At 73.1% G+C, this 14,525-nt stretch carries 12 protein-coding genes; 9 read left to right on the forward strand and 3 right to left on the reverse strand.

Annotated elements, in window-relative coordinates; all coding sequences use genetic code 11:
• Positions 1 to 89: 89 nt before the first annotated feature.
• Positions 90 to 536, forward strand: a complete 447-nt coding sequence (locus ABT025_RS25740; RefSeq protein WP_350998981.1) for a MarR family winged helix-turn-helix transcriptional regulator — start codon at positions 90 to 92, stop codon at positions 534 to 536.
• A gap of 12 nt (positions 537 to 548) precedes the next feature.
• Here ABT025_RS25740 and ABT025_RS25745 read toward each other — a convergent pair whose 3' ends face one another.
• Complete coding sequence (locus ABT025_RS25745) at positions 549 to 1,355, reverse strand: SCO2400 family protein (protein WP_350998982.1); 807 nt, start codon at positions 1,353 to 1,355, stop codon at positions 549 to 551.
• A gap of 78 nt (positions 1,356 to 1,433) precedes the next feature.
• On the opposite strand from ABT025_RS25745, the gene ABT025_RS25750 reads away from it, so the two are divergent.
• The 3 genes from ABT025_RS25750 (at position 1,434) to ABT025_RS25760 (ending at position 4,791) form a co-directional block, all read left to right on the forward strand.
• The gene (locus tag ABT025_RS25750) at positions 1,434 to 2,012 is read left to right on the forward strand and encodes a hypothetical protein (protein ID WP_350998984.1); all 579 of its coding nucleotides are present in this window, start codon (positions 1,434 to 1,436) and stop codon (positions 2,010 to 2,012) included.
• Positions 2,013 to 2,149: 137 nt separating this feature from the next.
• On the forward strand, positions 2,150 to 3,187 hold the full coding sequence (locus ABT025_RS25755; protein WP_350998986.1) for a rod shape-determining protein: 1,038 nt from the start codon (positions 2,150 to 2,152) through the stop codon (positions 3,185 to 3,187).
• 20 nt (positions 3,188 to 3,207) lie between these two features.
• On the forward strand, positions 3,208 to 4,791 hold the full coding sequence (locus ABT025_RS25760; RefSeq protein WP_350998988.1) for a GAF domain-containing protein: 1,584 nt from the start codon (positions 3,208 to 3,210) through the stop codon (positions 4,789 to 4,791).
• Here ABT025_RS25760 and ABT025_RS25765 read toward each other — a convergent pair.
• Positions 4,769 to 5,200: an Lrp/AsnC family transcriptional regulator gene (locus ABT025_RS25765; protein ID WP_326736033.1), complete on the reverse strand. Its 432-nt coding sequence runs from the start codon at positions 5,198 to 5,200 to the stop codon at positions 4,769 to 4,771. The two genes, ABT025_RS25760 and ABT025_RS25765, sit on opposite strands and share 23 nt — an antisense overlap.
• Before the next feature lie 133 nt (positions 5,201 to 5,333).
• On the opposite strand from ABT025_RS25765, the gene ABT025_RS25770 reads away from it, so the two are divergent.
• The 4 genes from ABT025_RS25770 (at position 5,334) to ABT025_RS25785 (ending at position 10,523) form a co-directional block, all read left to right on the forward strand.
• The gene (locus ABT025_RS25770) at positions 5,334 to 6,548 is read left to right on the forward strand and encodes an MFS transporter (RefSeq protein ID WP_350998991.1); all 1,215 of its coding nucleotides are present in this window, start codon (positions 5,334 to 5,336) and stop codon (positions 6,546 to 6,548) included.
• Positions 6,549 to 6,756: 208 nt separating this feature from the next.
• Positions 6,757 to 8,217 carry an acyl-CoA synthetase gene (locus tag ABT025_RS25775; RefSeq protein ID WP_350998994.1) on the forward strand — a complete coding sequence of 487 codons (1,461 nt, stop codon included), beginning with the start codon at positions 6,757 to 6,759 and terminating at the stop codon, positions 8,215 to 8,217.
• Positions 8,210 to 9,646 (forward strand): carboxyl transferase domain-containing protein, encoded by a 1,437-nt coding sequence (locus tag ABT025_RS25780; RefSeq protein WP_350998997.1) that lies wholly within the window; start codon positions 8,210 to 8,212, stop codon positions 9,644 to 9,646. The genes ABT025_RS25775 and ABT025_RS25780 overlap by 8 nt, the downstream gene beginning before the upstream one ends.
• Before the next feature lie 79 nt (positions 9,647 to 9,725).
• Positions 9,726 to 10,523 (forward strand): VOC family protein, encoded by a 798-nt coding sequence (locus ABT025_RS25785; protein WP_350998999.1) that lies wholly within the window; start codon positions 9,726 to 9,728, stop codon positions 10,521 to 10,523.
• Between the two features lie 22 nt (positions 10,524 to 10,545).
• On the opposite strand, the gene ABT025_RS25790 is transcribed toward ABT025_RS25785, so the two are convergent.
• On the reverse strand, positions 10,546 to 11,838 hold the full coding sequence (locus ABT025_RS25790; RefSeq protein WP_350999002.1) for an MFS transporter: 1,293 nt from the start codon (positions 11,836 to 11,838) through the stop codon (positions 10,546 to 10,548).
• A gap of 362 nt (positions 11,839 to 12,200) precedes the next feature.
• On the opposite strand from ABT025_RS25790, the gene ABT025_RS25795 reads away from it, so the two are divergent.
• A complete protein-coding gene (locus tag ABT025_RS25795; protein WP_350999007.1) occupies positions 12,201 to 14,441 on the forward strand; it encodes a peptidoglycan recognition protein family protein in 2,241 nt (746 codons plus the stop codon).
• Positions 14,442 to 14,525 lie beyond the last annotated feature (84 nt).

Here is a 14,525-nt window from a genome sequence, read left to right on the forward strand (position 1 = left end):
GTTCGGCCGGAGCGGAAAAGCTTCACGATGTGAAACAACCATGCGCCTGGATATTTCACCTTGTCAAGTAACCGGCTATCCTGGGTGTCATGGCCACCACTCGTACGGACCCACTGACCCTCGAAGTCGTCGACCTGATCGGCGCGGTCGTGGCGCGCTACTACGAGGAGTACGAGCAGGCCGCGGCCGCCCACAGCCTCACCGGCGCCCAGGCCCGGGTCCTCGGCCTCCTCTCGCTGGATCCGCTGCCCATGCGCCGGATCGCCCAGAAGCTGAAGTGCGAGCCGTCGAACGTGACCGGCATCGTGGACCGGCTGGAGGCGCGCGGCCTGGTGGAGCGGCGGCCCGACCCTGCCGACCGGCGGGTGAAGCTGGCCGCCCCCACGGAGAAGGGCGCCCGGACGGCCCGGGAACTCCGCGACTCGCTCGACTTCGCCCGTGAGCCCCTGGCCGGCCTCTCGGACACGGACCGCGCGGTGCTGCGGGACCTGCTGCGCCGGATGCTCGGCGTGGAACCGGCGGCCCCGAGGGCCTGAGCGCTCAGGCCCTCAGCAGAACCACAAGAACCAGCACGTGTCGTCCGGCGGGGCCGGCGGCGGTGTGGGTGTCGGGGTCGGGGTGGGCGTGGGCGTGGGCGTGGGCCGCTGCGGCGCCGCGGACGGTGACGGCGGGTTGTCGCCCGGGCCGCCCGGTTCCGACGGTCCGCCGGTGGTGACCGACGGAGCAGCCGACGACGGCACGGAGGCCGGGGCGGACGACACCGGGGCGGAGGTGACACCCCCGGGGCGCGCCTCGTCCGTGGCCCGGCCGGTCGGGGTGGTGCCCGGGGAGTGGGCGTCGGTGGCCGGGACGACCGAGGGGCTGCCCACGGGCCTCCTCACCGGTCCGGGCGGCTCCGCCGTGTCACTCGCCGACGGCTCCGGGGCGGGAGCGACGGTGGCGGACGTCGATTCGCGTACGTAGTCCGAGGCGCCGTCACCGCCGTCCGGTTCGGTCGCCAGCTCGGCCAGGCTCAGCGCACCGGCCGCGAGGACCACCCCGAGCAGGACCAGCAGGACCTTACGGCCCCGGCGGCTGCGGCCCCGGCGGCCCCGGCGCGGCCGCTCGTCCGGTGCCGCGCGCCTGCGGCCCGGCCCGCCTCCGCCGTGCGTACCGCCCCGCGTCCGGGCAGCATCGTGCCCCCGGCGGCGGCCCCCGGACGGGTGCGGCGCGTCCGCCTGTTCGTCCCGCGCTTCCGGCTCGTGGCCGAGGGGCGCCGACGCGGCGTAGGGGCTCAGCGCCTCCGCGGGGGTTCCGCATCCGGCGCAGGCCAGGGCGCCGTTGAGATGTCGCTGACAGGGCTGGCAGAAATCCATGGCGCCCGCAGATTAGATGCCTGCCGGACAACGGAGAAAGCCGCTCAGGTGAGGATCCTGTGTGGAACCGTTGGTTCCATGACCGCTGCCGCCCCTTTCGGCCCCCGTGAGTTCCAGCTCGTCCTGCTCCGCCGGATGGCCGACCACCAGCCCGGCCTCGTCGAGGACGCCCGGCACGAGCTGAGCGCCACGCTCGCCGAGATGCGCGAGGCCAACCGCCGATGGCAGGCCATGACACGGGCGCCCCGGGGGCGGGGGGCGCTGCGCCGCTACCGTGCCGTGCTCGGTGAGCCCGAGTCGTCGCTGCGCCGCGCGGTCGGCGATCTGGAGTGCGACGCGCTGTTCTGGCCGGTGCCGCTCTGGCCGGACCTGCGGTTCGAGGTGATGGTGGCGCCGGGCGGGGCGGTGTGGAACGAGTGGCTGGTCCGGGCCCCGGGCTCGGCCGCCCCCGTGCTCGGCCCGGCCGGGGATCTGCGCCCCTGGTCGTGCACCGTGAACGAGGTCGCGCGGGCGTTCGCGCCGGCCCGTCCGATGGAGGGCAGCGCGCCGACCCGGTGGGCCCTCGCGATCACCGACCCGGCCACCGGCACCCCGTACGTCGCCGAGTTCACCTGGGGGCTGTTCCAGCGACTGCTCCCCGGTCCGCCGGGCGGCTGACCCACGGGCCGACGCTCCGTCAGCTCCGTACCTCCTCCGGCGTATCCCAACGCGCACGACGCCCCCGAACGGCGCACGATGCAGAGAGAACCGGCTGCCCGTCGGTCCCCCCATCAGCGCTCTCGGGAGAACCTGCCGTGACCGTCAGCCTTGAGCAGTTGCGCCGTTGCCATGTCGCCGTCGACCTCGGGGCCGCCCGCACCCGGGTGTACGTCAAGGGGCTCGGGCTCGTCGTCGACGAACCGAGCGCCGCCGCCGTCAACACCCGTACGGGCTCGCTCATCGCCGTCGGCGCGCTCGCCGAACAGATGACGGGGCGCACCCCCGACTACATCCGGGTGGTCCGTCCGGTCTCCGGCGGAACCGTCGTCGACATCGACATGGCCCAGCGCATGCTGCGCCAGTTGCTCGGCGAGAAGCTCCGCCGCCAGTTGCGCCGCAAGCCGCGGCTGCGCGCCGCCGCCTGCACCCCGCACGACAGCGATCCGCTCGCCCAGCGCGCCGCCGTCGAGACCCTGGTCGGACTCGGGGCCCGCCGGGTCGAGCTCGTCGACACCCTGATCGCGGCGGCCGTCGGGTGCGGACTGCCGGTCGAGCAGCCGACCGCCACCATGATCATGGTGTGCGGGGCCGCGACCACCCAGATCGCGGTGCTCTCGCTCGGCTCGATCGTCACCGCGGTACGTATCCCCATCGGCGGCGACGCCATCGACCACGCGGTGATCCAGCACCTGCGCCAGTACCACGAGCTGATGCTGCCCAGCCAGTCCGTACGCCCCCTCCAACTGGCGCTCAGCGGCAACGGGCTGACCCCGCACGGCCCCTCGGTGACCGAGATCCACGGCCGGGACGTGGCGACCGGCCTGGCCCGTTCCGTGCAGGTCGACACCGCCGCGGTGCGGCAGGCGATCCACCGCCCGCTGACCGCGGTCCTCGACGGACTGGGCAAGATCCTGCGGGACTGCCCGCCCGATCTGGTGGCCGACCTCGCCGACTGCGGGATCATGATGGTCGGCGGCAGCGCGCTGCTGCCCGGCCTGGACCAGATGCTGCGTGACGCGACGGGCATGCCGGTGCACATCGCCGAGCGGCCCGACGTCTGCTCCGTCCTCGGGCTGGGCGCCATGCTGGACGGCAGGATCAGCCCCATGGTCCTCGACCCGCTCGCCGGCTGAGTCCCGCACGGGCCCGGCACATGACCGACGAACCGCACGACGCGGCACCCAGCCGCGGCATCCCCGAGTCGCCGCGGCTGCCGATGCTGCTGGAAGCGGTGCTGAGCGTCGGCACCGACCTCGAACTGCGGGCCACCCTGCAGCAGATCATCGACACCGCCACCGCGCTCACGGAGGCCCGCTACGGCGCGCTCGGGGTCCTGGACCCCGGGAGCGGAAAGATCAGCGAACTGTTCGTCACCGGCCTGAGCGAGAGCGAGCGGGCGGCCATCGGCGGCCTCCCCGACGGGCACAAGGGCCTTATCGGCGCGCTCATCGAACAGACGGAACCGGTGCGCTCCGACGACCTGACCACCGACCCCCGCTCCTGTGGCGTGCCGCCCGGCCACCCCCCGATGCACTCGTTCCTCGGCGCCCCGATCCGGGTCCGCCACAGGGTCTTCGGGAACATCTACCTGGCCGAGAAACGCACCGGGCACTTCAGTGACACCGATATGACGCTGCTCCGGGTTCTCGCCGCGCAGGCCGGCATCGCGATCGGCAACGCCCGGCTGTACGAGAGCGCCCGGCAGCGGGAACGCTGGATCGAGGGCGCGGCGGCAGTCACCAACACGCTGCTGACCGGCGAGAGCGCGTCCGACGCCCTGATGACCGTGGCCGAACGGGCCAGAATCCTCAGCGACGCGTCGGCCGGGGTGATCCTCCAGCCCAACGAGGAGGGCGGCATGGAGATCGTCGTCGCCTCCACCCTGGAGGACCCGGCCGGGCTCGTCGGCACGGCGATCGCCCCCGGCTCCCCCGTCCTGGTCCAGCTGCTGGGCGGCGAGGCGGTGTTCGTCGACGACTCGGCGACCGATCCCCGGATGACCACCCCGGTACGCTCCCGCTTCGGCCCCAGCATGATGCTGCCGCTGCAGAGCGGCGGGCGGCTCATCGGCACCCTCGCCCTGCCCCGGCGGCGCGGCGCCCGTGCGTACACCGACGTGGACCGGCTGCTGGCCGCCCAGTTCGCCTCGCAGGCCGCGCTCGCCCTGGTCCTGGCGGACTCCCAGCACGACCGCGAGCAGCTGGCGGTGTACGAGGACCGGGACCGGATCGCCCGCGATCTGCACGATCTCGTGGTCCAGCGGCTGTTCGCCACCGAGATGATGCTGGAGTCGACCCGCAGGCGGGCCGGTGCCGGGGACGCGGACGCGCTGCTCGGCCGGGCCGTCGACGAGCTGGACTCCACGATCCAGGAGGTGCGGACGGCCATCTTCGCTCTTCAGCAGCCGCCCGCCGAGGCGCCCGCCACCTTCCGCGGCCGGGTGCTGCGGGAGACCAGCGGCGCGGCCGCGGTGCTCGGGTTCCAGCCCTCGGTGCACTTCACCGGTGCGGTGGACGCGCTCGTACGGGAACCGGTGGACGGGCAGCTGCTTGCCGCGTTGCGCGGTGCGCTGGCGGCCGCGCACCGGCGGCCCGGGGTGTCGGCGATCGAGGTGGAGGTGGACGCGACGGCCACGTTGCCCGACGGCCGGTCCGCGGTCCGCCTCGCGGTCGCCGACGACGGGCGCGAACCCGACGGTTCACGCGCGCCCACCGTCATCTGGCAGGCGCCGCTCTGAGCGCGATCCTGGTGCTGGAGTGGGCGACGCCGGCCTCGCGCTTGAGTCGGCGCAGCAGCCCGTCCAGAGCTGCGGTGTCGGCGGCCGTGGCCCGTACGAGGTAGTCGTGCCCGCCCGTCACATGGACCACTTCGGTGATGCCCGGCAGGGTCAGCACCGCCCGCTCGAACACCTCGTTGGTGGTGTCCGTCCGCAGGGTCACGTCGATGAAGACGACGAGCCCGGTCCTGGTGTCGGCGGCCGGGTCGATGATCACGGTGAAGCCGCGGATGACGCCGTCGCGGCGCAGCCGGCGCACCCGGTCGGCTGCCGCGTTGGCGCTGAGCCCGACCCGTGTCCCCAGATCGCGGTACGAGATCCGTGCGTCCTCCTGGAGGACGCCGAGGATTTCCCTGTCCAGACGGTCCATACCGCGATTGTCCCAGCTTCCGGCCGATCGCGACTGCGGAGACGTCGGCAACCCCTGGCCGGCCCGCTGTCGCGGGCTCCCGTTCGGCGTAACCCGACGGGCTCGGCCCCCCCTTCCCCACTTGACTGACCGTGTGGACACCACAACCAAGCAGTCACCGGCTCCGGCCGCCGAGAAGCCCTCCGGCGCGGCCTACCGCAACCTCGTCATGGCCACGATCGGTTTCGGGCTCACCTTCTGGGCCTGGAACCTGATCGCGCCCATGTCCGCGGACTACAAGGACCGGCTCGGCCTGAGTTCGTTCCAGCAGTCCCTGCTGGTCGCCGTGCCGGTGCTCGTCGGCTCGCTGGGCCGCATCCCGGTGGGTGCGCTCACCGACAAGTACGGTGCGCGGCTGATGTTCCCGCTGGTCTCGGCGCTCACCGTCCTGCCGGTGCTGCTGCTGATCCCGGCGAGGGACTCCTACGGAGCGATGCTGGTCGTGGGCTTTCTGCTGGGGCTGGGCGGAACGACGTTCGCGATCGGCATCCCCCTGGTCAACTCGTGGTTCCCGCCCGCCGATCGCGGCCTCGCGCTCGGTGTGTTCGGTATGGGCATGGGCGGCGTCGCTCTGTCCGGCTACTTCACCCCGCGGATCGCCAAGCACGGCGACAACCTGCCGTTCCTCGTGGTCGCCGGCGCACTCGTGGTGTACGCGGCGCTGGCGGCGGTTCTGGTCAACGACCGTCCGGGCCGCCAGGTGCCGGCCGACTCGCTGGCCCACCGGCTGGGCTCGGCCGGCCGGCTGCGGGTCACCTGGGAGCTGTCGGCGCTGTACGCGATCGGCTTCGGCGGCATCGTCGCGTTCGGCGTCTATCTGCCGACGTACCTGAAGACCTGGTACGACCTCTCGCCGACCGACGCCGGCACGAAGGCGGCCGGATTCGCCCTGGTCACGGTCATCTTCCGGCCGATCGGCGGCTGGCTCTCGGACCGGATGCACCCGGCGCTGGTGTCCTCGGCGGCGCTCGGCGTGGCCGCCCTGATGGCCATCGTCCAGGCGTTCGACCCGAAGCTGATGCCCGGCGGCACGATCGCCCTGCTGATCATGGCGGCCGGCCTCGGCACCGCGAGCGGCAGCGTCTTCGCCCTGGTCTCGCAGGTGACACCGCAGGCGAAGGTGGGCAGCGTCACCGGCATCGTCGGCGCGATGGGCGGCCTCGGCGGCTTCGTGCCACCGCTGGTGATGGGGGCGATCTACAGCTCGAAGGGCTCCTACTCGATCGGCTTCATGCTGCTGTCCGACCTGGCGCTGGCGGGCTGTGTGTACGCGTACGGGCGGATGCGCAACATCCAGCGGGACGCCTGAGCACCCTTCGGAGCCGGAACGAGAGGCCCTGAGGGCTGTCCCGTAATCCGGGTTGATCAGCGCGCGGCGTCGGATGCGGTGCATCGCAAGGCGGAGGAGCGTCCGCATCCCGGATGTATTCGGACGTTCCGACAACGTGGCGAGGTGCCGTAGCCGTCGTCGCGCGCCCGCCAGGGATTACGGGACAGCCCTTAGGGTTCGCAGGGTGATGCCACTTCTGCCTGCACTCCAGGACGCGGCCGCCCCGGCGGCCGCCCGCGAAGCCGTCCGTTTCGACGAAGTCTCCCTGTCCTACGCACAGCTGGCCGCCGCAGCGGACTCCCTCGCGGCCCGGATCGCCGACGCGGGCCGGGTCGCGGTGTGGGCCACACCCACCGCGCAGACCGTGATCGCGGTGGTGGCCGCGCTCCGGGCAGGGGTCCCCGCCGTACCGCTGAACCCGAAGACGGGCGAACGGGAACTGGCGCACATCGTCGCCGACAGCACACCGACGACGGTACTGGCCTCGGCCTCCGACGTGCTGCCGCCCGCCCTGGCCGCGCTGGAACGGCTCGACGTGACCACGGACGGGGGCTCCTCGCCCGCCGGTGCGGGATTGGCCGAACCGTCGCCCGAGTCCCCCGCCCTGGTCGTGTACACCTCCGGCACCACCGGCCCGCCCAAGGGAGCCGTTCTGCCGCGCCGGGCGATCGCCGCCTCGCTGGACGCGCTGGAGGACGCCTGGCAGTGGACCGGGGACGACGTCCTCGTCCACGCGCTGCCGCTGTTCCATGTGCACGGCCTGATCCTCGGCGTCCTCGGCCCGCTGCGCCGGGGCGGCTCGGTGCGCCACCTCGGCCGGTTCTCCGCCGAGGGCGTGGCCCGGGAGCTGGGCACCGGCGGCACGATGCTGTTCGGCGTGCCGACGATGTACCACCGGCTGGCGGACGTGCTTGCGGACCCCTCGGCGTCGGACGGCCTCGCGAAGGCCCTCGCGGGTGCCCGGCTCCTGGTCTCCGGGTCGGCCGCCCTGCCGGTCCACGACCACGAACGGATCGCGGCCGCGACCGGCCGCCGGGTCATCGAGCGGTACGGCATGACGGAGACACTGATGAACACGGGCGTGCGGGCCGACGGCGAACCGCGCCCCGGTACGGTCGGCGCACCGCTGCGCGGCGTGGAACTCCGCCTGGTGGAGGAGGACGGCACCCCGCTCGCGGACCCCGCGTCCATCGGCGAGATCCAGGTGCGCGGTCCGAACCTGTTCACCGAGTACCTGAACCGCCCCGACGCCACGGCCGCGGCGCTCACCGCCGACGGCTGGTTCCGTACCGGCGACATGGCCACACTCGATCCCGACGGGTACGTGCGGATCGTCGGCCGCAAGGCCACCGACCTCATCAAGAGCGGCGGCTACAAGATCGGTGCCGGCGAGATCGAGAACGCGCTCCTGGACCACCCGGGCGTCCGCGAGGCCGCCGTCACCGGCGAGCCGGATCCGGACCTGGGCGAGCGGGTCGTCGCCTGGGTGGTGCCGGCCGATCCCGCCGCCCCTCCCTCGGCCGCCGCGCTGGCGGACCATGTCGCGGCCCAGCTCTCCCCGCACAAGCGCCCGCGCACGGTCCGCTACCTGGACGCGCTGCCGCGCAACGACCTGGGCAAGATCATGAAGCGGTCCCTCCATGGCTGACCGGCTGACGGCCCGGGCGGCGATCGCCGCCCTCACGGCCGACTTCACCGAGTCCGCACCGCCCACCGGGACCGGGACGCCCGCCCGGTCCGGGACACCCGCCGGGACCGACGGCCCGGCCCTTACCGGGGCGCCCGCCCCGGGCGAGGCGGCCGACGGACCGCTCGGCTGGTCCGGTTACGCCGACTCGCGGGCCCGGGCCGCCGCCCGTACCGGTGAGCAGGAGTCCGTCGTCCACGGCACCGCCACGATCGGCGGCCTGCCCTGCGTCCTGATCTCCTTCGAGTTCGGCTTCCTCGGCGGCTCGCTCGGGCAGCGCACGGGCGACCGGCTGGAGGCGGCGTACGAGGAGGCCATGGCCCGGCGGCTCCCCCTCGTCTCGCTCATCGCGACGGGCGGCAGCCGGATGCAGGAGGGCATGATCGCGCTCACCCAGCTACACCGGGTGGCCCGTGCGTCGGCCCGGCTGCGGGCTGCCGGACCGGCCCAGCTCGCGGTCCTGCGCGACCCGACGACCGGCGGCGGCTGGGCGACCCTGGGTGCGGGCGCCGACGTGATCCTGGCGCTGCCCGGGGCGCAGGTGGGGTTCGCCGGTTCCCGGGTGCGGCCGGCCGACGCGGACCCCAGTGCCTACACCGCCGAGGGCCAGCTGGCGGCCGGCCAGATCGACGCGGTCGTCCCGCCCGGCGAGCTGCCGGCCGCGGTGGGTCACTGGCTCCGGCTGCTCGCCCGCCGCGACGCCCCGCCCGCCCCCGCCCCGGTCCCGGCCGCGCTCTCCTCGGCGGGGCTCCCCCGGACCGGCTGGGACGCCGTGCTCCGGGCCCGGTCCGCGGCCCGGCCGCACGCCGAGGCGTATCTGGACGCCTACTTCACCCTGCGGCTCCCCCTGAGCGGGGACCGCTGCGGCGGCACGGACCCGGGGCTGCTCTGCGGGTTCGGGCTGCACGAGGGGGAGCCGGTCGCGTACGTGGCACAGTGCGGCACGGCGACCCGGCCGGCCGGCTACCGCACCGCCGCCCGGGTGATCCGGCTGGCCGACCGGCTCGGGGTCCCCGTCCTCACCCTGGTCGACACCCCGGGCGCGGCCAACGACGCGGCGGCGGAGCGGGCCGGCGCGGGCGCGGCCATCGCCGACGCCTTCGCGGCGATAGCGGCGGCCCGGGTCCCCGTCACCACCCTGGTGATCGGCGAGGGGGGCTCGGGCGGGGCACTGGCCCTGGCGGCGCCCGGCAGCACCCACGTCACCGCGGACAGCTACTTCTCCGTCATCGCCCCGGAGCTCGCCGCGGCGATCCTGAAGCGCGCCCCGGACCAGGTGCACGCCACGGCCGAGCAGCTGCGACTGCGCCCGCAGGACCTGGTGGACCTCGGTGTCGCCCGTTCGGTGGTCCGTTCCGTCGGCCGGGCGGACCCGCCGGATGGGCACTGACCCGTGTCCGACGCGCAGAGGAGGCGAGGGATGGCTAGCGTGTCAGAGGGGCCATTCACACCTGAGGAGATGACCGGTCATGGCCGCAGAACCGGAGGGCACACCGTGCTGGGCCGACGCGACGTTCGGCGACCTCGAAGGGGCGAAGCGCTTCTACGGTGAGGTGCTGGGCTGGACGTACGGCGACTCGCTCCCCGAATTCGGCAACTACACGCAGGCGTACGTGGACGGCAAGGCGGTCGCCGCCCTGATGCCGCCCGTGCCCGGCCAGGACGTACCCGCCGCCTGGTGTCTGTACATCGCGTCCCCGGACGCGGCGGCCACCGCCGCGAAGGTCCGCGAGCACGGCGGCACGGTCCTGGTGGAGCCGATGCAGGTCGGCGAGTTCGGCACGATGGTGCTGGCGAGCGACCCGGGCGGAGCGGCTTTCGGGGTGTGGCAGGCGGGCACCCACGAGGGCTTCGAGGCGCGGGCGGTGCCCGGCGCGTACAGCTGGGCCGAGATCTTCACCCGTGAGCCGGAGAGGGCCGACGCCTTCTTCCCCGCGGTCTTCGGGTACGGGGTGAAGCGGATGGACGACGACGCGGTCGACTTCGGGCTGTACGACCTGGGCGCGGACCCGGTCCTGGGCCGGATGAAGATGACGGAGGAGTTCCCGCCCGAGGTGCCGCCGCATCTGAACGTGTACTTCACGGTCGCGGACTGCGACGCCGCGGTGGAGAAGGCGAAGTCGCTCGGGGCGGAGCTCCGGTTCGGCCCGATGACGATGCCGTTCGGCCGGTTCGCCGCGCTGACCGACCCGCAGGGCGCCACGTTCTCGCTGATCGACGGCACGACCACCGGGGGCGACATGCCCACGCTGAAGGACGTCTCCTGACCGGTCGCCCGGACCCGTCCGGTCAGGCCCCGGGTTCGCGCGCGTCATAGCGCGCGAAGCCGGGCCACCGCAGTGCCAGCAGCGCCACCGCGACCACACACGCGATCCCGCCGCCGGTCACGGCGAGGCCCGGGGACGTCAGGTCGGCGACGGAACCCGCCAGGAAGTCGCCGAGCCGCGGTCCGCCCGCCACCACCACGATGAACACGCCCTGGAGCCGGCCCCTCATCTCGTCGGGCACGGCCGCCTGGAGCATGGTGTTGCGGAAGACCATGGATGTGGTGTCGGCGGCACCGGCGAGGGCCAGGAAGACCAGCCCGAGCCAGAGCTGCCGGGTCAGCCCGAAGACGGCGACGGCGGTGCCCCAGCTCGCGACGGCGAGCAGCACCGCGAGGCCGTGCCGCCGGATCCTCCCCAGCCAGCCGGAGAACACCCCGCCCAGCAGAGCCCCGAGCGCCGGGGCTGCGACCAGCAGCCCGGTGGTCCTCGCGTCGCCCCCGTACCAGAGCACGGCGACGACGGGGAAGAGGGCGCGGGGGTGGGCGAGCACCATGGCGCACAGATCGCTGAGGAAGGTCATCCGCAGGGTGGGCCGGGTCCCGAGGAACCGCAGCCCGTCCATGACGGACGCACGTTTCGCGTCCCCGTCCTTCTTCTCGCCCCGCTCCGGCAGCATCGAGGGCAGCCGCCACATCGCGTACAGCGAGGCCGTGAAGGTGACCGCGTCGACGCCGTACGCGGCCCGGTACCCCCACCAGCCGACGATGAGCCCGCCGAGCATCGGTCCGACGAGCATGCCCGTGGTGCTGGTGATGGAGTTCAGCGCGTTGGCGGCGGGCAGCTGCTCGGCCGGCAGCAGGCGCGCGATCATCGAGCTGCGGGCGGGCGAGTTGAGCGCGAAGCAGACGGCCTGGAGGGCGACGACCCCGTACAGCAGCCCGACCTTCTCCACTCCGGCCACGGTGACCGCGACCAGGGACACCGACAGCAGGAACGACCCGAAGGCGCTGACCAGACCGAGCTTGCGCCGGTCGACGGTGTCGGCCACGGCGCCGCCGTACAGTCCGAAGACGGCCAGCGGCACGAGAGAGCAGAATCCGATGAGCCCGACGGAGAAGGCGGAGCCGGTGAGGTCGTACACCTGGAGCGAGACGGCGAGCGACGTCATGCCCTGCCCGACCCAGGAGACCGTGTTCCCGAACCAGAGCCGCCGGTAGTCGGGGGAGGTGCGCAGCGGGGTCAGGTCGGCGAATATCCGGGATCGAGGAGCCGGCTCGTCGGCCGCTTCCGCCGGTTCGGTCAGGGATTCGGTCACGGGGAATGGTAACGACCGGTCCCGGCGGGCGGATCGAGCCCGTACGAGTGCCGGGAGGGGGCTCCGGAGTCCGAGCGACCCGGGCGACGCGAAGTCCGCCGCTCAGGGGAGTCCGCCACTCCCCCGAGGCCGAACCGAATCCCTTGTCCCGCTGTCCGCTGTCCCGCTGTCCCGCTGTCCCGCTTCGATCAACCGACTCCGAACCCTGGTCCGAATCAGGACTCCGGCGCTCGGCGGTGTACGTTCTGGCAGAACCTGTGAAGTATGTGTGCCCCGCGTGGGGCCGCAGGGTGAGGAACGAGGGGTGGGGCTGCGTGAAGCGGCGTCGGATATGGGGAACGGCTGCGGCCGTGGTGACCGGGCTGACCGGGGTCCTGATCTTTCAAGGAGTGACAGGCGATACGGACAACGACGCGGTCGCGGGAAGCGATTCGAAGCCCGTGGCCGCCCATGCGTCGACCGTGCGGCTGCGGAACGCCGACGACGGGACGGGTGCCTCACTGGCACGCCGTGACGCGGAGCGGTTCAGCATGCTGGGCATGACCTGGACGGATCCGAACGCCCGTGTCACGGGCAGGGTCGAAGTACGCACCCGCTCATTGACGACCGGGAAGTGGTCGCCGTGGCTGCGGCTGGACGGGGACAGCGGCCAGGGAGAGAACGGGGCTGCCCGCGGCGGGACCGAGCCGGCCTGGGTAGGGCCCTCCGACGGGGTCGAGGCCCGAGTGGCGTCGAACGGGCGGACATCCGCCGGGCTGCCCGCCGGTCTGCGGCTGGACATGGTCGACCCGGGGACCGGTGGCACGAGTGCCGTCGAGCCTGCGGCCTTCGTCGTCGAGGACTCCGGCACACCGACCGCCACGCCCTCGGAGTCCGATCCGCAGTCCGGCGTCTCCCCGGACCCTCAGGACACCGCCGGCCAGGAGCCTTCCACCGAGCCGCCGGTGAGCGAGTCCCCCTCCCCCTCCGTGACCCCCACCGAGTCGGGTACGCCGTCCGCTTCGCCGTCCGCGACCGCAACCCCCACCCCGACCCCGACCCCGACCCCGACCGACACGGGCCCCGCAGCCCCGCCGAGCACCATGCCGCGGCCGCCCATCACCTCCCGCGCCGGGTGGGGTGCCGATGAGTCGATCAGCCCGGAGGAACCGGACTACCTGCCGGGGGGCAGGATCAAGGCGGTGGTGGTCCACCACACCGCCGAGTCCAACACCTACACGTGCGCCCAGGCCCCGGCAGTGGTGCGCGGCATCTACGCCTACCACGTCAAGCAACTGGGCTGGAAAGACGTCGGATACAACTTCCTCGTCGACAAGTGCGGCACCGTCTACGAAGGCCGCAAGGGCGGCGTCGACCGGCCCGTCCAGGGCGCCCACGCCTACGGCTTCAACACGGAGACCGTCGGCATCTCCGTACTGGGCACCTACACCGACACCGCCCCGCCGCAGGCCGCGCTGGTCTCCGTCGCCCGGATCGCCGCATGGAAACTGGGGCAGTACGGTGTGAACCCCGCCGGCACCACCACGCTCACCGCGGGCGATGCGGGCACCAACTACTTCCGCAAGAGCTGGGCCAAGGGTGCGCAGCTGCCCTTCCCGGTCATCCACGGCCATCGTGACGGCTACAACACCCAGTGCCCCGGTGACGCGTTCTACAAGCAGCTCGCCACCATCCGCACCCTGGCCGCCGGCCCCGTCACCGGCCTGACCGTCAAGTCCCTCACCGGAACGGGCCTCTCGGGCGGCAAGCACTACACCAAGGCCGGCGTCACGGTGAACTGGTCGGCCACCACGCCCGCCGTGCTGATCAAGCGGTACGAGCTGCTGGTCGACGGCAAATCCGTCGCGACCACGGCCGGTACGTCCACATCGGCCAAGGCCACCCTCGCCCCCGGCACGCACACCGTGGCCGTGCGTGCCACCCACCTCTCGGGCAAGACTTCGACGAGCGCCTCCGCCACCGTCATCGCGGAGACGAAGGCCCCCTCCTTCACCACCAAGCCCGCCCTGAGTCTGCGGACCGGCACGGTGAGCACCGCCGCCGTTCCCGTGAAGCTGAGCTGGAAGGCCACCGACAGCGCGGCCCTCAAGGAGGTGCGGCTGGTCTCACCGCTGGCGAAGGTCTACGGACCGGCCACGACGAGCGCTTCGCACACGGCCAAGTCCGCCGCCGCCACCACGTGGAAGCTGACCGCGTACGACTACGCGGGAAACACCGGCTCGGCCTCGGTCTCCGCCACCCCGGTGATCCTGCAGGAGTCCTCGGCCACGAAGTCCGGCGCCTGGACGGCCAAGTCGTCGAGCAGCTACCTGGGCGGCAAGTCGTACTCCAGCGCCTCCAAGAACGCCTCGCTCACCTGGACGTTCACCGGACGGTCAGCAGCCTGGGTGGTCTCCCGCGCCGCCACATCGGGACAGGCGTACATCTACGTCGACGGCGCCAAGGTGGCGACCGTCGACCTGAAGTCGTCCGCCACCAAGTACCGCGACGCCCTCTGGACCAAGACCTGGGCCGGCAGTGCGAAGCACACCGTCAAGGTCGTCGTGGTCGGCACGTCCGGCCGCCCGACCGTCACCACCGACGGACTCGTCTACCTCAAGTAGCCGACGAGGCGGCGCAGCCGGGACCGCGTGCCGATCTGCAGACCAAGGGGTACAGCAGGGCCCGGGTCGACGGCGAGACCATCC

Origin of the sequence: Streptomyces sp. NPDC002809, assembly GCF_040295435.1 — a bacterium.
Lineage (GTDB): Bacteria > Actinomycetota > Actinomycetes > Streptomycetales > Streptomycetaceae > Streptomyces.